The organism is Geodermatophilus sp. SYSU D01180, assembly GCF_054050415.1.
The window spans coordinates 1-21,205 of sequence record NZ_JBJGZH010000019.1; the positions used below are offsets into that span (position 1 = coordinate 1).

Genomic DNA, 21,205 nt, shown 5'->3' on the forward strand with positions numbered 1-21,205 from the left:
GCGTGGTGACCGGAGGTCACCACGCGCCTGCTCCCGGTTCCACCCTAGGCGGCGGGCTCGTCGTTGTCCGTCGTGCGCGCGATCGCCACGATCGACACGTCCTCGGGCAAGTTCATGAGCTTGACACCCATGGTGGCCCGGTCCTTGTTGTGGCGCACGCCGTTCACCGGCGTCCGGATCACGCCGCCACCGGAGGTGATGGCGTACAGCTCGTCGCCGAGCCGGACCGCCAGCGCCCCGACCAGGGCGCCCTTGCGCGCCTTCGGGTCCGCGGTGAGCACACCCTTCCCGCCGCGGCCCTGCGGCGGGTAGTTCTCGATGCCGGTCCGCTTGGCGAAGCCGCGCTCGGTGGCGACCAGGACGTCGACGCCCTCCTCGACGACCATCATCGACAGCAGCCGGTCACCGGGCGCCAGCGAGATGCCGCGCACGCCCTCGGTGGCCCGGCCCATCGGCCGCAGGGTGGCGTCGTCGGCCTTGAACCGGATCGACATCGCCGAGCGGGTGACCAGGAGCAGGTCCTGCTCCGGGTCGATGAGCGCCGCGCCGACCAGCTCGTCGCCCTCGCGCAGGTTGATCGCGATGACGCCGCCGCTGCGCGGGGAGTCGAAGTCCGACAGCCGGGTCTTCTTCACCTGCCCGTTGGCGGTGGCCAGCACCAGGTACGGCGCGACGCCGTAGTCCTTGATCTGCATGACCTGGGCGATCCGCTCGTCCGGCTGGAACGCCAGCAGGTTGGCCACGTGCTGGCCGCGGGCGGTGCGGTTGGCCTCGGGCAGCTCGTACGCCTTGGCCCGGTAGACCCGGCCCTTGGTCGTGAAGAACAGGATCCAGTCGTGGGTGGAGCCCACGAAGAAGTGGTCGACGATGTCGTCCTGCTTGAGCTGGGCGCCCATCACGCCCTTGCCGCCCCGCCGCTGCGACCGGTAGAGGTCGCTCTTGGTCCGCTTGGCGTAGCCGGTGCGGGTGATGGTGACGACGACCTCCTCCTCCGCGATGAGGTCCTCCATCGTCACGTCGCCGTCGTTGGCCACGAACTTGCTGCGGCGGTCGTCGCCGTACTTCTCGACGATCTCCTCGAGCTCGGAGCGGACCAGCTGCCGCTGCCGCTCCGGGGAGTCGAGGATCGCCTGCAGGTCGGCGATGCGGGCCTCGATCTCGGCCAGCTCGTCGAGGATCCGCTGCCGCTCCAGCGCCGCCAGCCGGCGCAGCTGCAGGTCGAGGATCGCGGTCGCCTGGACCTCGTCGACGTCGAGCAGCTGCATGAGGCCGGTGCGGGCGGCCTCGGCGGACTCGCTGTTGCGGATCAGCGCGATGACCGCGTCGAGCTGGTCGAGGGCCTTGGCGTAGCCGCGCAGGATGTGCGCGCGCTCCTCGGCCTTGCGCAGCCGGTAGCGGGTGCGCCGGACGATGACCTCGATCTGGTGGTTGACCCAGTTGCGGACCAGCTCGTCCAGGCGCAGCGTCCGCGGGACGCCGTCGACGATCGAGAGCATGTTGCAGCCGAAGGAGGTCTGCAGCTGCGTGTGCTTGTACAGGTTGTTCAGCACGACCTTGGCCACGGCGTCGCGGCGCAGGGTGATGACCAGCCGGCGGCCGACGCGGTCGCTGGACTCGTCGGCGATCTCGCTGATGCCCTGCAGCCGGCCGTCCTTGACCGCCTCGGCGATCGCCTCGGCCAGGTTGTCCGGGTTGACCTGGTAGGGCAGCTCGGTCACGACGAGCTGCACGCGGCCGCGGCTGTCCTCCTCGACCGTGACGACGGCGCGCATCTTCACCGAGCCGCGGCCGGTGCGGTACGCGTCCTCGATGCCCTCGCGCCCGACGATCAGGCCGTGGGTCGGGAAGTCGGGGCCCGGGATCGCCTTCATGCAGGCGTTCAGGGCCTCCTCCGGCTCCGCGTCCGGGTTGTCGAGCATCCAGTAGGCGGCCTCGGCGACCTCGCGCAGGTTGTGCGGCGGCATGTTGGTGGCCATGCCGACGGCGATCCCCGCCGAGCCGTTGATCAGCAGGTTGGGGATCCGCGAGGGCAGGACCAGCGGCTCCTGCGTGCGGCCGTCGTAGTTGGCCTGGAAGTCGACGGTCTCCTCGTCGATGCCGGCCAGCATCTCCATGGCCAGCGGCGTGAGGCGGCACTCGGTGTAGCGCATGGCGGCCGGCGGGTCGTTGCCCGGCGAGCCGAAGTTGCCCTGGCCGTCGATGAGCGGGTAGCGCATCGACCACGGCTGGGCGAGCCGCACGAGGGCGTCGTAGATCGCCGAGTCACCGTGCGGGTGGTAGTTGCCCATGACCTCGGCGACCGGCCGGGCGCACTTGACGTAGCCGCGGTCGGGGCGGAAGCCCTGGTCGTACATGGCGAAGAGGACGCGGCGGTGCACCGGCTTGAGGCCGTCCCGCACCTCCGGCAGCGCGCGGCCCACGATCACGCTCATCGCGTAGTCGATGTAGCTGCGCTGCATCTCCTGCTGCAGGTCGACCGGCTCGACGCGGTCGCGGGCAGGGGTCTCGGTCACTGGTCAGATCTCCACAGGTGAGTGCGCAGGAGTGGACGAACGCGCTGGTCAGGCGCCGTTTCCGGGACCGGGGGGCGGGCGTCGCACGCCGTTCCCCGGCCCCGGTGCGGCTAGACGTCCAGGAAGCGCACGTCCTTGGCGTTGCGGGTGATGAAGCTGCGGCGGGCCTCGACGTCCTCGCCCATGAGCACGCTGAACAGCTCGTCGGCCGTCGCGGCGTCCTCGAGGGTGACCTGGCCCAGGAGGCGGGTCTCCGGGTTCATCGTGGTCTCCCACAGCTCGCTGGCGTTCATCTCGCCGAGGCCCTTGTACCGCTGGATCATCTCCTCGCGGACCTTGCGGCCCTCCTCCTTGCCGGAGGCGAGCAGGGCGTCGCGCTCCCGGTCGGAGTAGGCGTACTCGTCACCCCACTTGCCGCCCCACTTGATCTTGTAGAGCGGCGGCCGGGCCAGGTAGACGTGTCCGGCCTCCACCAGCGGCCGCATGAAGCGGAACAGCAGGGTCAGCAGCAGGGTGCAGATGTGCTGGCCGTCGACGTCGGCGTCGGCCATCAGCACGATCTTGTGGTACCGGAGCTTCGACAGGTCGAACTCGTCGTGGATGCCGGTGCCGAAGGCGGTGATCATCGACTGGACCTCGGTGTTCTTGAGGACCCGGTCGATGCGCGCCTTCTCGACGTTGATGATCTTGCCGCGGATCGGCAGGATCGCCTGGAACATCGAGTCGCGGCCGGACTTGGCCGAGCCGCCGGCCGAGTCGCCCTCGACGATGTAGATCTCGGAGTTGCGCGGGTCGGTCGAGCGGCAGTCGGCGAGCTTGCCCGGCAGCGAGTTGTTGCTCAGCAGGTTCTTGCGGGCGAGCTTGCGGGCGTCCTGCGCGGCGCGGCGGGCGCGGGCGGCCGAGGCGGCCTTGGTGATGATGGTCTTGGCCTCGGTCGGGTTGGCCTCGAACCAGTGCGAGATCTGGTCGTTGCAGACCTTCTGCACGAAGCCCTTGACCTCGGTGTTGCCGAGCTTGGTCTTCGTCTGGCCCTCGAACTGCGGGTCGCCGATCTTGACCGAGACGATCGCGGCCAGGCCCTCGCGGATGTCCTCGCCGGTGAGCTTCTCGTCCTTCTCCTTGAGCAGCTTCTTGTCGACGGCGTAGCGGTTGACGATCGACGTCAGCGCCGCGCGGAAGCCCTCCTCGTGGGTGCCGCCCTCGTGCGTGTTGATGACGTTGGCGAAGGTGTAGACCGACTCGGAGTACGCGTCGGACCACTGCATCGCGACGTCGACCGACATGCGCATGTCGTTCTTGCCGGTGCCCTCGGCGCCGAAGCTGATGACCGAGCGGTGGATCGGCGTCCGCTTGGCGTTGATGTGACCGACGTAGTCGATCAGGCCACCCTCGTAGTGGTAGGTGACCTCGGTGGCCTCGAAGGCCTCCTGCTCGGCACCGGGCTGCAGGGCGGCCTCGGCCACCGACACCTCGTCGGCGACGCCGGTCTCGGCCTTGCCCTGGCCGGGCCGCTCGTCGCGCAGGACGATCTTCAGGCCCTTGTTGAGGAAGGCCATCTCCTGCAGCCGGCGGCTGATGGTGTCGAACGAGTAGGTCGTCGTCTCGAAGATGCCGCCGTCGGCCCAGAAGGTGATCTGGGTGCCCCGCTTGGAGGTCGGGCCGACCTCCTCGAGCGTGCCGGGCTTGGCGAACTCGTAGGCCTGGTGCCACTCGCGGCCGTCCCGCCAGATGCGGACGTCGAGCGCGGTGGACAGCGCGTTGACGACGGTGACGCCGACGCCGTGCAGACCGCCGGAGACGCCGTAGCTCTTGCCGTCGAACTTGCCGCCCGCGTGCAGGACGGTCATGACGACCTCGACGGTCGGCCGCTTCTCCACCGGGTGCACGTCCACGGGGATGCCGCGGCCGTTGTCCTCGACGCGGACGCCGCCGTCGGCCAGCAGGGTGACGCGGACGGTGTCGCAGAAGCCGGCCAGCGCCTCGTCCACGGCGTTGTCGACGACCTCCCACACCATGTGGTGGAGGCCGCGCTCACCTGTGGAGCCGATGTACATGCCGGGCCGCTTGCGGACCGCCTCAAGCCCCTCGAGGACGGTGATGGAGCTGCCGGAGTAGGAGTTCTCGGTCTTCGGTCGAGCGACCACGTGGGGCCCTTCTGTCGCGCTCCCGGCATGCGGGCATCTCTCCTCCGAGAGGGCCCCGGGGGCGCACAGCGCCGCTCAGCCGGATGCTGGGGATTCCTGTCCTCCATGTTACCGGGTCCACCGACAGAAACCGCGTCGCGCGGGCCCTCAGGCCGTCCCTGCGCCACTCGCGGCTCGCGACGTACCACCGGTGTTGCCCCCGGGGTCGACACGCCCGCCCTGGGGCCGCTGGGCCGGTCGACCGGACGCCGCCGTCCGCCGGCGACTCCCGGACTGGTCGACGTGGAGCCGGCAGCGCGCCCGCTCACCTGTCCGGTCACCGGTGCGACCGGCTACGTCGGCGGCCGGCTGGTCCCGGGACTGCTGGCATCGGGCTGCGGCGCGGCCGGCGCGACCCCGCCGACCTCGACGTCGGCGACGCGCTGGACCGGTGGCAGGTGGAGGAGCTCGACGAGGGGTCGCTGCTGCGGCTGCGCGCCGAGATGCGGGCGCCCGCCTTCGCCTGGCTCGAGTTCCACGTGGAACGTGCCGACGACGGCCGCACCCGGCCGCGGCAGAAGGCGACCTCCCACCCCTGCGGCCTGCTCGGGCAGCTCCACTGGTGGGGCGTCTCACCGTTCCACGGCGTCGTCTTCGGCAGCATGGTCCGCAACCTGTGCAGGGCCGCGGAGGCCCAGGGACGGCAGGGGCGCGACGGCGACGTCGCACGCGGCCTGAGGCACCGACCTCACCCTGCGGTGCCCGACCTCGCGCTGGGGGGTGAGGCGGGGTGAGGCCCGCGGCGCCTCCCCGGGCAGAGGGTCGGCCGGTCAGACCAGGAGCTGGGCCGAGGCGAGCTCGCGGTAGAGGGGGCTGGTCTCCACCAGCTCGGCGTGCGTGCCGCGGGCGACGACCCGGCCGCCGTCGAGGACGACGATCTGATCGCTGTCGAGCACGGTGGACAGCCGGTGGGCGACGACGAGCAGCGCCCGGTCGGCGGCCGCGGCGGCCAGCGTCTCGCGCAGCAGGTTCTCGTTGCGGGCGTCGAGGCTGGCGGTCGGCTCGTCGAGCAGCAGCAGCGCCGGGCGGGCCAGCAGCGAGCGCGCGATCGCCAGCCGCTGCCGCTCGCCGCCGGACAGCAGCACGCCCTCGTCGCCGACCGGCACGTCCAGCCCGCGGGCCGAGCGCTGCACCACGGCGGTCAGCCCGACGTCGGCGAGCACCGCCCACAGCTCGTCGTCGCCGGCGTGCGGCGCGGCCAGCAGCAGGTTCTCCCGCACCGTCCCGGCGAGGACCGGCGCCTCCTGCTCGACGTAGCCCAGCCGCGCGCGCAGCGCGGCCCGCGGCAGCTCGCGGACGTCGGTGCCGGCCCACCGGATCGTCCCGCCGGCCAGCGGGTAGAAGCCCTCGACCAGCGCGAGCACCGTCGACTTCCCCGCACCCGACGGCCCGACCAGCGCCACCCGGCTGCCGGCCGGCACGGTCAGCGACACCCCGCGCAGCACCTCGGTGCCGTCGGGGTAGGCGAACGAGACGTCGTCGAGCTCGAGCAGCGGGACGCCCGGCGCCGGCGCCCGCGGGGCGGTCGTCGCCCCGCCCACCTCGGCGACGGCGTCCCGCTCCGGCTCGAGGACCAGCACCTCCTGGATGCGCGCCAGCGCGCCGAGCCCGGTCTGCAGCTGGGTCCACGCCGAGACCGCCTGGCCCAGCGGCATGACCAGCAGGAACATGTAGAGGATGAACGCGACCAGGTCGGCGACGGCGATCGAGCCGGTGGCCACCCGGTACCCGCCGAGACCCAGGACGGCGAGGAACGCGCCCTGCACGGCGATCGACCCGGCCGGCGCGACCAGCGCCTGCACCCGCGCCACCGAGACCCCCGCCCGGTAGGCCCGCGCCGCGCTCTCCCCCACCCCGTCGACCTCCCGCGCGGTGGCGCCGCTGGCCCGGATGGTGCGCACCGCCGACAGCGCCCGCTCGACGGCCGCCGACATCGCGCCGACCTCCTCCTGGGCCCGCCGCGAGAGCCGGCGCACCCGCCGGCTGGTGCTCACCACCACGGCCATGCCGATCGCGACCGCGGCCAGCGTGACCAGCAGCAGCCAGACGTCGACCAGCGCCATGGCCACCAGTGCACCGATCCCGACCACCGCGGAGCCCGCCACCTCGACGACGCCGGAGGTGACGGTGGCGCGCAGCAGCGTGGTGTCGGCGCCCACCCGGGACATGAGGTCACCGGTGCGCCGCCGGTCGTACTCGGCCACCGGCAGCCGCAGCAGCCGGTCGGCCACCGTGCGCCGGGTGGTGAGGACGACGCCCTCCCCGGTGCGCTGCAGCAGGTAGGACTGCCCGGCGTCCAGCACCGCCCCGGCGACCAGGACCAGCACCAGCGCGGCGACGGCGGGCAGCAGCGGCCGGCCCGCGCCGACGGCGGCGATGACCCGCCCGGTGAGCGCCGGCTGGGCCAGCGCCGCGGCCGCGCCGACCAGCGACAGCCCGGCGGCCGCCAGCAGCGGCCGCCGGTGCGGGCGGAGCAGGGGCAGCAGGTCGCGCAGCCCCGCCGCCGGTGCGGCCGGGGGGCCGGCGGCGGCCTCGGCGGCGCTCAGGAGACGCCGGCCAGGGCGGCGACCATCGCGCCCAGCAGGCGGGCGTGGTGCTCGATCAGCTCGGGCCGCTGCCCGTCGGGGCGGACCGCGGCGAGGTGGCCGGCGGCCGTCCAGACCTCGTCACCGTCGTCGGAGGCCATCAGCAGCCCGCGCACGGCCGGGTCGCCGACGAGCCGGCGGACGGCCTCGCCGTCCTCGGCGGTGAGCAGCACCCACCGGGCGTCGAAGGCCTCGTCGCCGCTGGGCACGTGCAGCAGGCCGCCGGTGCGGTGCCGCCAGAACCGGGCCGGGGACAGCCGCAGGCCGGGCAGCGGCAGCAGCACCGGCGCCGCGGTGACCGCCCACTCGGGCACGGTGTGGCGCCGGTCCATGAAGACGACGTCGAAGGCGACCAGCTCCAGGGTGCCGGCGCGCCCGCGCATCACCCCGGCCGGCCGGTGGTCCTTCGTGGCGCGGACCGGGGCGGTCGCGACCAGCTCGGCGAGGACGGCGTCCTGGGGCGCGGTGCCGTCGGAGATCTCCCAGCCGTGCTGCAGCGCCCAGCCCTGCGCCCCGACGGTGTCGCCCTGGTAGCGGAACACCTGCTCGACGACGCCGGGCGTGCGCTGCCGCGGCGCGGGCGGCGCCCAGGAGACCACCGGCCCGGGGCGGGCCGGCTCGGGCTCCCGGTCACCGTCGCCGGGCCCGCCCTCGCCGAGGTGGGCCGGCTCCTGCCAGCCGTCCCGGTCGCGCGGGTCGTCGTCGCGGGGTCGGTCGTCGTGCGGGCTGCTCATCGGGGCACCGTCCTCATCCGTACGTGTCGCGGGGCCCCCGCCCGCGGACCGACCGCGGGCCCTTCTTCCAGCTGGGGGCCGTCGGACCGACAACGCGCAGCCGGGTCACCACGTCCCCGCCGACCTGGGCGCGCAGCTTGGCGAGGATCGTCGGGGCGAGCAGCCGCAGCTGGGTGGCCCAGGCGGTGGACTCCGCGACGACGAGCAGCTCGCCCTCGGTCAGCGTCTCCGGGCGGCAGTGCGCGGCGATGTCGGGCCCGACGATCGCGTCCCAGCGGCCGAACACCGCGCCGACCCGGGTCTGCTCCGACCAGTCCTGCGTGCTGACCAGCGAGTCGACCAGCCGGCCCAGCGGCTGCGGGTCGTCGTCGCCGGGGCGCGGGCCGGTCCACCGCCGCCGCGGGCCGGCCACCCGGCGGCGGGTGGGCGCCGGGCGGGCCGCCGACGCGGCGCGGGCCGCCTCCAGCGCCGCGCGGGCGATGTCGCTGGGCCGGGCCGGCCGCTCGTCAGCCACCGCGGACCTCCTCGCCGGTGCCGGCCGCCTCGACCAGCGTCGCCGTCCCCTCGCCCACCTCGACCCGGGCGCCGCGCAGCTCGCCGGGCACGTCGTCGAGGACGGCGGCCGTGATGAGCGTCTGCTCGGCGCCCCGGGCGACCTCGGCCAGCGCCGCCCGCCGACCGGCGTCCAGCGTGGCGAAGACGTCGTCGAGCACGAGGATCGGCTCCTCCCCGTCGGCGCGCAGCAGGCCGAAGCAGCCGAGCTTGAGCGCCAGCGCCAGCGACCAGGACTCGCCGTGGCTGGCGAAGCCCTTGGCCGGGGCCGGGCCCAGGTGCAGGACCAGGTCGTCGCGGTGCGGGCCGACCAGGGTCATCCCCCGGTCCACCTCGTCGCGGCGCCGCTCGGCGACCCGCTCGCGCAGCGCCGCCGACAGCTCGGCCGCCGACGGCGTCGCGGCGCCCTCGGCCAGCGGGGCGCCGTCGCCGGCCAGCGGGACGGTGCTCGCGTAGCCCAGGCCCGCGGCCGCCGCGCCCGCGCCGGCCACCGTGGCGTAGGCGCGGGCGACGTGCGGCGCGAGGTCGGCGACCAGCGCCAGGCGGGCGGCCAGGAGCTGCCCGCCGAGCTCGACGAGGTGGGCGTCCCAGACGTCGAGGGTGGCCAGCGCGTCGCCGCGGGCCATCCGCGCGGTCTTGAGCAGGGCGTTGCGCTGCTTGAGCACCCGCTCGTAGTCGCTGCGCACCCCGGCCAGCCGCGGCGTGCGGCTGACCAGCAGGTCGTCGAGGAACCGGCGCCGCTCGGCCGGGTCGCCGCGCACCAGCGCGAGGTCCTCGGGGGCGAACAGCACGCTCTTCACCAGCCCGAGGAGCTCGCGCGGGCGCGGCAGCGCGGCCCGGTTCACCCGCACCCGGTTGGCCCGGCCCGGGTTGACCTCCACCTCGACGAGCAGCTCGCGGTCCTCCCGGCGCAGCGCCGCCCGGACGACAGCCTGCCCCGCGCCGTGGCGCACCAGCGGCGCGTCGGCGGACACCCGGTGGCTGCTCATGGTCGCGAGGTAGCCGACCGCCTCGACGAGGTTGGTCTTGCCCTCGCCGTTGCGGCCGACGAACACCGTCGGGCCGGGCCGCAGCGCCAGGTCGACCTTCTCCCAGCTGCGGAAGTCGACCAGCTGGAGGTGCCGGACGTACACCTCAGCCCCGGCCCGGCGGTGAGGTGCTGGAACGGCCGCCCTTCAGGGGCCCGCGCCGAGCGTGCGAGGCGTGGGGGGAAGGGTGGTCCTTCTTCACGCGGGGCGCTCGACCTCCTGCGCCCTGACGGCGTGCACCGCGTGCCCACCGAACTGCTGGCGCAGCGCGGCGACCGCCTTCATCGTGGGCGAGTCGTCCTGCCGCGAGACGAACCGGGCGAACAGCGACGCCGCGATCGTCGGCATGGGGACCGCGTGGTCGATGGCCTCCTGGACCGTCCACCGGCCCTCCCCGGAGTCCTCGGCGTAGCCGCTGATCTTCTCCAGCTGCGGGTCCTCCTGCAGCGCGCGGACCAGCAGGTCCAGCAGCCAGGAGCGGATGACGGTGCCCTGGGTCCAGCTGGCGACGACGCCCGGCACGTCCTCGATCAGGTCGACGGCGGCCAGCAGCTCGTAGCCCTCGCCGTAGGCCTGCATCAGCGCGTACTCGATGCCGTTGTGGACCATCTTCGCGTAGTGACCCGCCCCCACCGGGCCGGCGTGCACGAAGCCCGCCCCGGGGATCTCCTCCCCCGACGCGTCGGTCGGCGACGGCGGCTTGAGCGCGTCGAACACCGGCTGCACCTTGGCGACGTCGTCCTTCGAGCCGCCGACCATCAGCGCGTAGCCGTTCTCCAGGCCCCAGACGCCGCCGGAGACGCCGGCGTCGACGTAGCCGACGCCCTTCTCGCCGAGCATCTCGGCGTGCACCTGGTCGTCGGTGAACCGGGAGTTCCCGCCGTCGACCACGACGTCGCCCGGCTCGAGCAGCTCACCGAGCTGGCGCACCGTCTCCCGGGTCGGCTCGCCGGCCGGGACCATCACCCACACCACGCGCGGCGCCGACAGCGCGCCGACGAGCGCCTCGAGGCTGTCGACGTCGCGCTTGTCCGGGTGGTGGTCGAAGCCGACCACCTCGTGACCGGCGCGGCGCAGCCGCTCGGCCATGTTGCCGCCCATCTTGCCCAGCCCGATCAGCCCCAGCTGCACGGCTCAGTCCTTCCCTCGCGGTCGTCATGGCACGGGCGCACGCGACGGTGCGGGTGCCCGCGGTGTGCGGTGCCCTCCCCGGCTGCCCGGGACACCTGGAACGCCGACGTCAGCCCGGCAGACGCACCGGCATGATCAGGTAGCGGTAGCTGCCGGGGCGCTCCACCGGGCGCTCGCCGCCGTCCTCGTCGTCGGTCGCCGGGTCCTCGACGCCGGAGAGCACCGCGGGCTTGAGCGGGCTGGTGAAGTCCATCCGCGCCCGGCCGGTGTGCACCGCGGCGAGCCCGTCGAGCAGGAACGTCGGGTTGAAGCCGATGGTCAGCGGGTCGCCCTCGAACTCGACGTCGCAGCGCTCCTCGGCCTGGCCCTCGTCGTCGCTGCCGCCGGCGCGGAGCGTGACCTGGCCGGGGGTGAACTCGCAGCGCAGCGGCGTGCCCCGCTCGGCGACCAGCGCGACGCGCTTGGCGGCGTCGGTGAACTGCACGACCGGCAGCGTGGCGTGCGCGGCCGACTCGCTCGGCATGATCGCGCGGTACTTGACGAACTCGGCGTCCAGCAGCCGGGTGGTGGTCTGCCGGTCCTTGCCGGACAGGCCGAGGATGCCCTCGCCGGACCCGCTGGAGGACAGCGAGACCAGGATCTCCGGGCCGCTGGTCAGCGTCCGGGCGGCGTCGGCGAGCGTGCGCGCCGGGACCAGCACCGCGGCCGAGAGGCCGGGGGTCTCCGGGCGCCAGGCGAACTCGCGCACGGCCAGCCGGTAGCGGTCGGTGGCGGCGAGGGTCACCCGGTCGTCGTCGATCTCCAGCCGGACGCCGGTGAGCATGGGCAGCGTGTCGTCACGCCCGGCGGCGACGGCGACCTGGCCGACCGCCTCGGCGAACACGTCGCTGTCGACCACGCCGGCCGACGACGGCATCGCCGGCAGCGACGGGTAGTCCTCCACCGGCAGCGTGGGCAGGCTGAACCGCGCGTTGCCGCAGGTGATGGCCAGCCGCGGGCCGTCGGCGCGGACGTCGACCGGCTGCGGCGGCAGCGCGCGGGTGATCTCGGCGAGCAGCCGGCCCGGCACCAGCACCCGGCCGCTCTCCCCTGCCTGCACGTCGACCTCCGCGCGCGCGGACACCTCGTAGTCGAAGCCGGAGACCGACAGCTGGCTGCCGTCGACCTCGAGCAGGATGCCGGCGAGGACCGGCACCGACGGCCGCGGCGGGAGGCTGCGCGCCGTCCACGCGACGGCATCCGCGAGCACCTCGCGTGTCACCCGGAACTCCATGACCGACCCACCCCAGCTCTGCACGGCCCACTGCTGTCGTCTGCGCACCCCGGTGCCCCGGCGTCCGTGCGGACCGGGAACGGGGCTCTGTGTCTGTTGCGTCGTTCATCGTGCCCGTCGGGGTGTGGATGGGGGAACCCGGGACCCGATCAGGTGGCCGCTCCTGCTCCCTGCCGCTGTCCCGCTGCGGCCCCGGAGCCCCTCCGGGCCGCAGCGTCCCCACCCCTACTGGGGTTCGAGAAAACCTCGATCTATCTCCCTCATCTCCGTCATCACCGGTGTGGAAGCTGGGGATCGAGGCCCTTCCCGCAGGTCAGCGCCATTGTCGACATGTTGGCTCGCTGTGGGGAACTCACGTGCCGCTGTTGTCGACACGTGGACATCTCGACGGCGGTGCACAGGCACCGCCGTCTCTCCACTCCCCGTCCCCGCTCCACCCCCGGTCTGTCCCCAGTCCGTGCCCAGGACCCCGGCGACCACGCCGGCCGGCGACGGGCGGAGGTGGGGACGACGGCCCTCCGGCGGCGCGAACGCGCAGGTCACCACGGCGGAACGTCGCTGCATGCACACACTGGGGAACCACCTGGGGACGACACCCGGTGCCACGGCTGCCGGGGCGGTCCGGTCACCCCGGGATCACGATCTCCCCAGGGTGTGCACATCCCTGGGGACAACTCGGCGGCATGTCGACACGGCGGAGGCCGGTGACCGCCCGGCAGCCGCGGGACGACGGGCGACGACCGGTCCCCGTCGCCGTCCCCCGGCTGTGGACAGCCGGCCCGGTGTCTCCACCGCGGGCCGGGACGACGACGGCCGCCGGGGCCCCACGTGGGGTCCCGGCGGCCGTCGGAGGGCCCGAGGGGCTACTGGCGGGCGCGGCTCTTGATGCGCGCGGTCAGCTCGGTGACCTGGGTGTAGGTCGCCCGGCGCTCGCTCATCAGGTTGGTGATCTTCTTGACCGCGTGCATGACCGTGGTGTGGTCCTTGCCGCCGAAGGAGGCGCCGATCCGCGGCAGGGACAGCTCGGTGAGCTCCCTGCACAGGTACATGGCGATCTGGCGGGCGTTGACCAGCGTGCGGCTGCGGTTGGAGCCCTGCAGCTCCTCCATCGTCACGGAGAAGTACTCCGCGGTCGCGGCCATGATGATCGCCGCGGTGATCTGCGGGCCCTGCTCGTCGCTGATGAGGTCCTTGAGCACCAGCTCGGCCAGCGGCAGGTCGACCTGCTGCTTGTTGAGGCTGGCGAAGGCGGTGACCCGGATCAGCGCGCCCTCGAGCTCGCGGATGTTGGTCTGCACCTTGCTGGCGATGAACTCCAGCACCGGGTCGGGCACCTGCAGCCGCTCGCCGTAGGCCTTCTTCCGCAGGATCGCGATGCGGGTCTCCAGGTCCGGCGCCTGGACGTCGGTGATCAGCCCCCACTCGAACCGCGTGCGCAGCCGGTCCTCGAGCGTCGTCAGCTTCTTCGGCGCCCGGTCGGAGGTGATGACGATCTGCTTGCTCGCGTTGTGGAGCGTGTTGAAGGTGTGGAAGAACTCCTCCTGCGTCCGCTCGGCGCGCTCCAGGAACTGGATGTCGTCGATGAGCAGGAAGTCGATGTCCCGGTAGCGGCGGCGGAAGTCCTCGGCCCGGCCGGAGTGCACCAGGTTGATGAACTCGTTGGTGAACTCCTCGGTGCTGACGTAGCGCACCCGCACGTTGGGGAACATCCGCGCCGCGTAGTGCCCGATCGCGTGCAGCAGGTGCGTCTTCCCCAGCCCGGAGTCGCCGTAGACGAACAGCGGGTTGTAGGCCCGCGCCGGGGCCTCGGCGACGGCGACCGCCGCGGCGTGGGCGAACCGGTTGCTGTTGCCGATGACGAAGCTGTCGAAGACGTACTTGGGGTTCAGCCCCGGGTCGAGGCCCGCCGGCGGACGGCGATCGCCGAACAGCGGCACCGCGGTGCCGGACGTGCGGCCGGGGGACCCGCCGCGCTGCGGCCCCGGCTCGTCGGCGCCGTCGGGTGCGGCGTCACCGAGGTCGAAGGGCAGCACCTCGGCGCCCTCCCCGACGCGCGGGCCGCGGCGGCGGCCGGTGCGCCCGCGGCTCGCGGGGCTCCAGTCGGTGCCGCCCCACTCCCCCACGCCGTCACCGGCGGGCGGCGCGACGTCGGCGGGGGACGGCGCCTCCCGGCGCGCGGCGTCCCGGCGGGCGGCGCCGGCCCGGCCGGCGTCGTAGGTCTCGAAGGGGCCGGCCTCGTACGGGGCCGGGTCGTAGGACGCCGGCTCGTAGGACGCCGGCTCGTAGGACGCGGGCTCGTAGGGGCCCGGCTCGAACGGCGCGGGCTCGAAGCCGCCGCGGTCGAGCGGGCGCGCGTCGCTGCGCACCCCGAAGGCGCTGCGGCCGTCGTCGGCCCGCTCGCGGTCCTCGTCGCTGGGGCCGGCGTCCACCGGCGTCCACGGCCGGCGGGTCGGCTGCTCCTCGGGCGCGGGCGCCGAGGCGGGGGCGTCCTCGAGCTGGATGGCCACGCCGATGTCCCGGCCGAGCTGCTCGGACAGCGCCTCGGCCAGCACCCGGCGCATCCGCGACTCGAGCACGGTCTGGGTGAACTCGTTGGGCGCGGCGAGCACGGCGGTGCCCCCGACCAGGCCCACCGGCCGGGTCAGGTTGAGCATCGCGTTCTGCTGCCGGGTGAGGCTGGTGGCCAGCCGCTCGCGGACCGAGTCCCAGACCTCCGCCAGGTCCACCGTGGCATCGGCCATGACCGTGTCCTCCCCTTGCAGTTCGTCCCCGCTGTCCGACCCCCGGCGCCACCAGGAGCCGGCGTCCCCGGTGCCGCGGCTGCCCGGGAAGTGGACATCCTGGACACCCGGGTTCCACACGAGTGTCCACAGGCTGTGCACGACCGGCGACATGGCGCCGTGTCGACCTGTGGATGTCAGGTCGCAGCGGTGTCGTCGCTGGTCGGGAGGGAGGTCGTGATACGGCTCGAGGCGGACTGCGGTCAGGTCGACCGGGTGGTCGGCCCCCGTGCCGGGCGGTCTGCCCGGACCGGAGCGACGGCGACGCTAACAGCCCCGTCCACAGCCCGGCAACGACGTCCGGGGACGCCTGGGACGTCCGGTGCGCGTGTCGTTCGGCGTGTCGTCCCCGGGTGGTCGGCGTGCCGACACCGACCGTCCGCCCGGAGGGTGCAGCCTGGCGGGTCGCCGTCGGCGAGCCGGTCCCGTGACGGGGACCGCGGGAACGGCGTCCTCGGGTACCGCCGTCCTCGGTTATGCTGGTCGGAGTCTGTGGACCGGGCCGCTGGCACCGGGATCCGCAGCGCCAGCCTCGCGGGGTCCCGCGGAGTGGCCCCGCCGCCCCTCCCGGAGCCCCGCCGCGTGCCTGCCCACCGGCCGGCCGCACCACCGATTGTCCTGCCGTAGGAGTACCCCGTGAGCAAGCGCACCTTCCAGCCGAACAACCGCCGCCGGTCCAAGACCCACGGCTTCCGGCTGCGGATGCGCACCCGCGCAGGCCGCGCGATCCTCGCCGGCCGCCGCCGCAAGGGTCGCGAGAAGCTCTCCGCCTGAGGTGCTGCCCGCGCAGGCCCGCCTGCGCCGGCGTCCGGAGTTCACCGCGGTCGTCCGGTCGGGCCGGCGTGCCGGTCGGCCGACCATGGTGCTCCACTACCTCCCCGTCCGACCCCCGGCCCGCACGGCCGGGGGTCTCGGCGTGCCCGGGGACGCGACGCCCGCCGGGCCCCGCGCCGGGTTCGTGGTCGGCAAGGCGGTCGGCAACTCCGTGGTCCGGCACCGCGTGACCCGGCAACTGCGCGCCGCCGTGCGCGAGGAGCTCGGCCGGCTGCCCGCCGGCGCCGACCTCGTGGTCCGGGCCCGCCCCGACGCCGCGACGGCGACCTCCGCGCAGCTGCGCCGCGACCTGGCCGCCGGCCTCGACCGGGTGCTCGCAGAGCGGTCCCGCCCGTCGACCGAGCGGACGCGGTCCTCGTGAGCACCCCCACGGCCCGGCGTCCCGGACCCGTGGCCCGCGCGCTGCTGGCCGCCGTGGGCTTCTACTCCCGCGCCATCAGCCCCGCGCTGCCCCCGCGCTGCCGCTTCGCCCCCACCTGCAGCGCCTACGCCGCCGAGGCGGTCGCCGTGCACGGCGCCGCCCGCGGGTCGTGGCTGGCGCTGCGGCGGCTGCTCAAGTGCGCCCCCTGGCACCCCGGCGGCTACGACCCGGTCCCCGCGCCGCGCGCGGGCCGGGCACGCCCCGGAACCGGCGGCGACGGCCGCACGTCGATGACAGCGGCACCCGCGGCGCCGGCCGCCGGCGTGCCCGCCGCCGACGGTGCCCGTCGCCCCGCCCCCGAGACCCCGCCGGCGTCCCGCCGGGCCCCGCAGGAGGAGTCCTCCGTTGCTTGACTGGCTCTACACCGCCATCGCCTTCGTCATGAAGACGTGGCACTCGGTGTTCTCGACGTTCCTCGACCCCGCCGCCGGCATCACCTGGGCGCTGTCGATCGTCTTCCTGGTCGTCACCGTGCGGCTCATCCTCTTCCCGCTGTTCGTCAAGCAGATCAAGAGCCAGCGGGCGATGCAGGAGATCCAGCCGGAGATCCAGAAGCTGCGCAAGCAGTACGGCGCGGACCGCCAGGGCTTCAGCCAGGCGATGATGGCGCTGCAGAAGGAGCGCGGGGTCAACCCGCTGGCCGGCTGCCTGCCGATCCTCCCGCAGATCCCGGTCTTCCTCGCGCTGTTCCACGTGCTGCGCCGGCTCCAGCCCGGTGCCCAGGGCCTGTACAGCTGGAGCGACGAGCTCACCGACCAGGCCGCCAAGGCGGAGCTGTTCGGGGTGGCGCCCATCTCGGCGTCGTTCAACATGACGGGGGCCAAGGCCGAGGCCATCCTCGCGCTGCCCGGCGTCACCCAGGCCGGCATCCGCACCGTCGCGCTGATCCTCATGGTGGTCATGTGCGTGACGACGTACGTCACGCAGAAGCAGATCATGAAGCGCTCCGGCCCGGTCGAGGGCCAGGCCGCGATGGTGCAGAAGCTGCTGCTCTACGGCATGCCGATCAGCCTCTTCGTCACCGGCTTCTTCTTCCCGATCGGCGTCCTCCTCTACTGGATGACCAACAACCTGTGGACGCTGGGCCAGCAGTTCTTCATCCTGCGCAAGATGCCCCCGCCCGGCAGCCCCGCCGCTCTGGCGAAGGCCGCGGCCGACAAGCCCGCGATCGACCCGAAGACGCTCGCCCCCAAGCCCGGCGCCAAGCCGGTGCGCGGCAAGGGCGGCCGGCCGGCGGGCGCCGGCGTCGAGCTGACCAAGGGCGGCGCTGACGGCGCCGCGGTGGACGGCACCCCGGCGGCCGGCGCCACCGGCACCGGCGGCACCGGCGGCACCGGTGGCAGCACGAACGGCACCGGCAGCGCGAACGGCACCGGTGGCGGCACGGCCGGCGGGGCGACCGCCGCGGGCGGGACCGCCCCCGGCGGCCGCTCCGGCGGGAACCGCACACCCCGGCCGGCGAACCGCGGCCCGCACGGCCGGCCCGCCGGCACCGGCGGCAAGCGCAAGCGCCGCTGACCCCCGGTCCGCGGCGACGGCGTCCCCCGACGCCGGTCGCCGCGGACCCGCCGGGAGGAGCAGCGACCCCGCGCCCTCCGGCCTCCGACCTCCGGGCCCGCCCCGGCTGCCGCACCGACTGGAGGTACCTCCGTGAGCGTCCCGAACCACACCGCACCGGCCGAGACCCCCGACCTGCCCGACGCCGACGACGACAGCACCGACGCCGTCCTCGAGCCCACCGACGAGGTCGCGCCCGCCCCCTCGGGGGACGGCCGCGCCGCCACCGGCACCGACCTGCTCGTCCGCGAGGGCGACGTCGCCGGGGACTACCTCGAGCGGCTGCTCGACATCCTCGACGTCGACGGGGACATCGACCTCGACGTGGAGGGCGACCGGGCCTCGGTCGCCATCGTCGGCGGCGACCTCGACGACCTCGTCGGCTCCGACGGCTCCGTCCTGGAGGCGCTGCAGGAGCTGACCCGGCTGGCCGTCGCCCAGGCCACCGGCGTCCGCAGCCGGCTGATGCTCGACATCGGCGGCTACCGGGCCCGGCGGCGCGCGGACCTCACCTCCATGGCCGCCGAGGCCGCCCGCCGGGTCGCCGGCACGGGGCAGCCCGAGCGGCTGGCGCCGATGAACCCCTTCGAGCGCAAGGTCGTCCACGACGTCGTCGCCGGCGTCTCCGGGGTGCGCAGCGAGTCCGAGGGCGAGGAGCCCAACCGCCGCGTCGTGGTCCTGCCGGAGCGGTGAGCGGCACTCCCGTCCCGTCCGCCCCACCCGCCCCGGAGGTCGCCGCCGCCGTCTTCGGGGCGGGGCTGCCCGGCGCCGAGCGCTACGTCGCCCGGCTCGCCTCCGACGGCGTCACCCGCGGGCTGATCGGCCCGCGGGAGGTCCCGCGGCTGTGGGAGCGGCACGTGCTCAACAGCGCAGCCGTCGCCGAGGCCGTGCCCGAGGGGGCCCGGGTGGTCGACGTCGGCAGCGGCGCCGGCCTCCCGGGGATCCCGCTCGCGCTGGCCCGGTCGGACCTGCGGATGACCCTGGTGGAGCCCATGGCCCGCCGGGTCGAGTTCCTCGAGGAGGTCGTCGAGGAACTCGGCGCCCCGTGGCGGGTGGTCCGCGGCCGCGCCGAGGAGCGCTCGGTGGCGACCGCGGTCGGCCCGGTCGACGTCGTCACCGCCCGGGCGGTCGCCGCGCTGCCCCGGCTGGTCGGCTGGAGCCGCGGCCTGCTGCGTCCCGGCGCCCAGCTGGTGGCCCTCGTCGGCGCCCGTGCGGTGGAGGAGCTGCCCGCGCTGCTCCCCGAGCTGGAGGCGGCGGGCATGCGCGACGTCCACGTCCGGGCTGTCGGCGCGGAGCTGGGGGACGCTGCCACTACCGTGGTGGTGATGACGCGGGGCCGACGGTGAGGCCCCGCGGGACGACGACGGCGTTCCACGTGGAACGCGTCCAGGTACCCGTCCCGTTCCACGTGAAACGGGTGGGCAGGGAGGACCCGCGATGACCGACCCGGGCCAGCGGCTGCGCACCAGCCTCGCGGCCGACACGGCGGCCCACTCCGGCGGGGACTTCGACAGTCCCATCGCGATGGAGGCGCTGCGGGCCACCCGGGTGCTGCACGCCGCCGACCAGGAGCCGTTCCCCGCACCCGGGCGGATCCGGGTCATCACCGTCGCCAACCAGAAGGGCGGCGTCGGGAAGACCACCTCGACGGTCAACCTGGGCGTCGCGCTGGCGCTCTACGGCCTGCGGGCGCTGGTCATCGACCTCGACCCGCAGGGCAACACCAGCACCGCCCTCGGCGTGGAGCACACCGTGGGGACGCCGTCGATCTACGACGCCCTCGTCGGGGACAGCTCGCTGGCCGACGTCGTCCACCCGACGACGGCGAGCCCGAACCTGCGCTGCGTCCCGGCGACGATCGACCTGGCCGGCGCGGAGATCGAGCTGGTCTCGGTCGTCGCCCGCGAGTACCGGCTGCGCCGGGCGATCGAGGGGTACATCCACGGCCTGCCCGAGGACCAGCGGCCGCACTACGTCCTCATCGACTGCCCGCCGTCGCTGGGCCTGCTGACGCTCAACGCGCTGGTGGCCGGCGACGAGGTGCTCATCCCCATCCAGTGCGAGTACTACGCGCTGGAGGGCCTGGGCCAGCTGCTCAACAACATCGAGCTGGTGCGCGCGCACCTCAACCCGGGGATCGCCGTCCGCACCATCCTGCTGACGATGTACGACGGCCGGACCAAGCTCGCCGACCAGGTCGCGGAGGAGGTCCGCAGCCACTTCGGGGACCTGGTGCTGGCGACGGTCATCCCGCGCAACGTCCGGGTGTCCGAGGCTCCGGGGTACGGGCAGTCCGTGCTCACCTACGACCCGGGATCGCGGGGCTCGACCAGCTACGTGGAGGCCGCGCGCGAGCTCGCCGATCGCGGCGTCGGCCTGGAGCCGATCGACGTCCGGCCGATGGGCCCCCCGCCGCCGCCTCCCGCGCCGGCGACCGCGCCGATGCCCGCCGTCCGCCCGGGCGGCGCCCGGCACGCCGACCCGGCGTTCGCCGGCACCGACGCCGCCGTCCTGCCCGTTCCCAGCTCCGTCGACGAGGAGACCCGATGAGCAAGCGTGGCGGCCTCGGCCGGGGTCTCGCGGCGCTGATCCCCACCGCCCCGCCGGTCGAGCAGCCGGCGCTGCCCGAGGCCGACGGCCCGGCTCCCGCCGCCCCCGAGGCGGCCGGGACGCCGGGGACGGGTGGGGCGCCGGCGCCGATCACCCTGCTGCCGCCGGCAGCGCAGGCGGCAGCCACGGTCGCCGCGCAGGCCGAGGCAGCCGTCGGCGTCCCGGGCGCGCAGCTGCGCGAGGTCGCCGTCGGCGACGTCGCCCCCAACCCGCGCCAGCCGCGGCAGGTCTTCGACGACGAGGCGCTCGAGGAACTCACCCACTCGGTGCGCGAGTTCGGCCTGCTGCAGCCGATCGTCGTGCGCGAGCGCACCGAGGGCGACGGCGGTGCCCCCTACGAGCTCATCATGGGCGAGCGCCGGCTCCGGGCGGCACGCGCGGCCGAGCTGGAGACGGTGCCGGCGATCGTCCGGGACACCGAGGACGACGCCCTCCTCCGCGACGCGCTGCTGGAGAACATCCACCGCGTCCAGCTCAACCCGCTGGAGGAGGCGGCGGCCTACCAGCAGCTGCTGGAGGAGTTCGGCGCCACCCACGAGGAGCTGGCGCAGCGGATCGGCCGCAGCCGCTCGCAGGTCACCAACACCATCCGGCTGCTCAAGCTGCCGGTGAAGGTCCAGACCCGGGTCGCCGCCGGCGTCATCTCCGCCGGGCACGCGCGGGCGCTGCTGGGCCTCGACGACGCCGAGGCGCAGGAGGCCCTGGCCGCCCGGATCGTCGCCGAGGGGCTGTCGGTGCGGGCCACCGAGGAGGCGGTCGCGCTCGCCGTGGCCGAGCAGCCGGCCTCCCGCCGCCGCGCCCGCCGGATCAGCGCGCCCGGTGTCGAGGACCTCGCCGGCCGGCTCTCCGACGTCTTCGAGACCAAGGTGAAGATCCAGATCGGCCGGGCCAAGGGCCGGATCGTCGTCGAGTTCGGCTCGGTCGACGACCTGCAGCGCATCATCGGCCAGATGGCGCCGGACCTGACCGGCCGCCGCGAGGAGCAGTAAGGACCCACAGTCACG

General features: G+C 74.6%; 18 protein-coding genes. 9 read left to right on the forward strand and 9 right to left on the reverse strand.

The features are described 5' to 3' along the window. Positions 1-44: 44 nt before the first annotated feature. Complete coding sequence (gene gyrA, locus ACI8AA_RS16770; RefSeq protein ID WP_457045538.1) at positions 45-2,513, reverse strand: DNA gyrase subunit A; 2,469 nt, start codon at positions 2,511-2,513, stop codon at positions 45-47. 110 nt (positions 2,514-2,623) lie between these two features. Next, entirely contained in the window at positions 2,624-4,657 is a 2,034-nt protein-coding gene (gyrB, locus tag ACI8AA_RS16775) for a DNA topoisomerase (ATP-hydrolyzing) subunit B (RefSeq protein WP_457045539.1), read from the reverse strand. A gap of 83 nt (positions 4,658-4,740) precedes the next feature. Here gyrB and ACI8AA_RS16780 point away from each other — a divergent pair, with 83 nt between their 5' ends. After that, positions 4,741-5,430, forward strand: coding sequence for a DUF2867 domain-containing protein (locus tag ACI8AA_RS16780; protein WP_457045540.1), 690 nt, complete (start codon positions 4,741-4,743; stop codon positions 5,428-5,430). A gap of 36 nt (positions 5,431-5,466) precedes the next feature. Here ACI8AA_RS16780 and ACI8AA_RS16785 read toward each other — a convergent pair whose 3' ends face one another. The 7 genes from ACI8AA_RS16785 to dnaA all read right to left on the reverse strand — a co-directional run bounded on the left by ACI8AA_RS16785 (position 5,467) and on the right by dnaA (position 14,740). Further along, entirely contained in the window at positions 5,467-7,242 is a 1,776-nt protein-coding gene (locus ACI8AA_RS16785) for an ABC transporter ATP-binding protein (RefSeq protein ID WP_457045603.1), read from the reverse strand. After that, a complete protein-coding gene (locus ACI8AA_RS16790) occupies positions 7,239-8,015 on the reverse strand; it encodes a hypothetical protein (RefSeq protein ID WP_457045541.1) in 777 nt (258 codons plus the stop codon). The genes ACI8AA_RS16785 and ACI8AA_RS16790 overlap by 4 nt, the downstream gene beginning before the upstream one ends. A 13-nt stretch (positions 8,016-8,028) precedes the next feature. Continuing rightward, the gene (locus ACI8AA_RS16795; protein WP_457045542.1) at positions 8,029-8,529 is read right to left on the reverse strand and encodes a DUF721 domain-containing protein; all 501 of its coding nucleotides are present in this window, start codon (positions 8,527-8,529) and stop codon (positions 8,029-8,031) included. Beyond that, the gene (gene recF / locus ACI8AA_RS16800; RefSeq protein WP_457045543.1) at positions 8,522-9,700 is read right to left on the reverse strand and encodes a DNA replication/repair protein RecF; all 1,179 of its coding nucleotides are present in this window, start codon (positions 9,698-9,700) and stop codon (positions 8,522-8,524) included. The genes ACI8AA_RS16795 and recF overlap by 8 nt, the downstream gene beginning before the upstream one ends. Before the next feature lie 93 nt (positions 9,701-9,793). Then, positions 9,794-10,726: a phosphogluconate dehydrogenase (NAD(+)-dependent, decarboxylating) gene (gnd, locus tag ACI8AA_RS16805; RefSeq protein WP_457045544.1), complete on the reverse strand. Its 933-nt coding sequence runs from the start codon at positions 10,724-10,726 to the stop codon at positions 9,794-9,796. A gap of 109 nt (positions 10,727-10,835) precedes the next feature. Beyond that, positions 10,836-11,987 carry a DNA polymerase III subunit beta gene (dnaN, locus tag ACI8AA_RS16810; protein WP_457045545.1) on the reverse strand — a complete coding sequence of 384 codons (1,152 nt, stop codon included), beginning with the start codon at positions 11,985-11,987 and terminating at the stop codon, positions 10,836-10,838. A gap of 875 nt (positions 11,988-12,862) precedes the next feature. Continuing rightward, the gene (gene dnaA, locus ACI8AA_RS16815; RefSeq protein WP_457045546.1) at positions 12,863-14,740 is read right to left on the reverse strand and encodes a chromosomal replication initiator protein DnaA; all 1,878 of its coding nucleotides are present in this window, start codon (positions 14,738-14,740) and stop codon (positions 12,863-12,865) included. A gap of 675 nt (positions 14,741-15,415) precedes the next feature. Here dnaA and rpmH point away from each other — a divergent pair. From rpmH to ACI8AA_RS16855, 8 genes are all read left to right on the forward strand, one after another. Continuing rightward, positions 15,416-15,553, forward strand: coding sequence for a 50S ribosomal protein L34 (gene rpmH, locus ACI8AA_RS16820; protein WP_040338882.1), 138 nt, complete (start codon positions 15,416-15,418; stop codon positions 15,551-15,553). A 1-nt stretch (position 15,554) separates the two neighbouring features. After that, a complete protein-coding gene (rnpA, locus tag ACI8AA_RS16825) occupies positions 15,555-15,974 on the forward strand; it encodes a ribonuclease P protein component (protein WP_457045547.1) in 420 nt (139 codons plus the stop codon). Beyond that, positions 15,971-16,387, forward strand: a complete 417-nt coding sequence (yidD, locus tag ACI8AA_RS16830) for a membrane protein insertion efficiency factor YidD (protein WP_457045548.1) — start codon at positions 15,971-15,973, stop codon at positions 16,385-16,387. The genes rnpA and yidD overlap by 4 nt, the downstream gene beginning before the upstream one ends. After that, a complete protein-coding gene (yidC, locus tag ACI8AA_RS16835; RefSeq protein ID WP_457045549.1) occupies positions 16,380-17,552 on the forward strand; it encodes a membrane protein insertase YidC in 1,173 nt (390 codons plus the stop codon). The genes yidD and yidC overlap by 8 nt, the downstream gene beginning before the upstream one ends. Positions 17,553-17,684: 132 nt before the next feature. Next, positions 17,685-18,284: a Jag family protein gene (locus ACI8AA_RS16840; protein ID WP_457045550.1), complete on the forward strand. Its 600-nt coding sequence runs from the start codon at positions 17,685-17,687 to the stop codon at positions 18,282-18,284. Further along, a complete protein-coding gene (gene rsmG / locus ACI8AA_RS16845) occupies positions 18,281-18,937 on the forward strand; it encodes a 16S rRNA (guanine(527)-N(7))-methyltransferase RsmG (RefSeq protein ID WP_457045551.1) in 657 nt (218 codons plus the stop codon). Before ACI8AA_RS16840 ends, rsmG begins: the two co-directional genes overlap by 4 nt. A gap of 91 nt (positions 18,938-19,028) precedes the next feature. Continuing rightward, a complete protein-coding gene (locus tag ACI8AA_RS16850; protein ID WP_457045552.1) occupies positions 19,029-20,141 on the forward strand; it encodes a ParA family protein in 1,113 nt (370 codons plus the stop codon). Further along, entirely contained in the window at positions 20,138-21,190 is a 1,053-nt protein-coding gene (locus tag ACI8AA_RS16855; RefSeq protein WP_457045553.1) for a ParB/RepB/Spo0J family partition protein, read from the forward strand. Before ACI8AA_RS16850 ends, ACI8AA_RS16855 begins: the two co-directional genes overlap by 4 nt. Positions 21,191-21,205 lie beyond the last annotated feature (15 nt).

What these genes read in the sequence shown, in the direction of transcription:
- ACI8AA_RS16780 (WP_457045540.1), top strand. Translation starts at nt 4,741, where the DNA reads ATGCTGGGGATTCCTGTCCTCCATGTTACCGGGTCCACCGACAGAAAC.
- ACI8AA_RS16790 (WP_457045541.1), bottom strand. Translation starts at nt 8,015, where the DNA reads ATGAGCAGCCCGCACGACGACCGACCCCGCGACGACGACCCGCGCGAC.
- dnaA (WP_457045546.1), bottom strand. Translation starts at nt 14,740, where the DNA reads ATGGCCGATGCCACGGTGGACCTGGCGGAGGTCTGGGACTCGGTCCGC.
- ACI8AA_RS16850 (WP_457045552.1), top strand. Translation starts at nt 19,029, where the DNA reads ATGACCGACCCGGGCCAGCGGCTGCGCACCAGCCTCGCGGCCGACACG.
- ACI8AA_RS16855 (WP_457045553.1), top strand. Translation starts at nt 20,138, where the DNA reads ATGAGCAAGCGTGGCGGCCTCGGCCGGGGTCTCGCGGCGCTGATCCCC.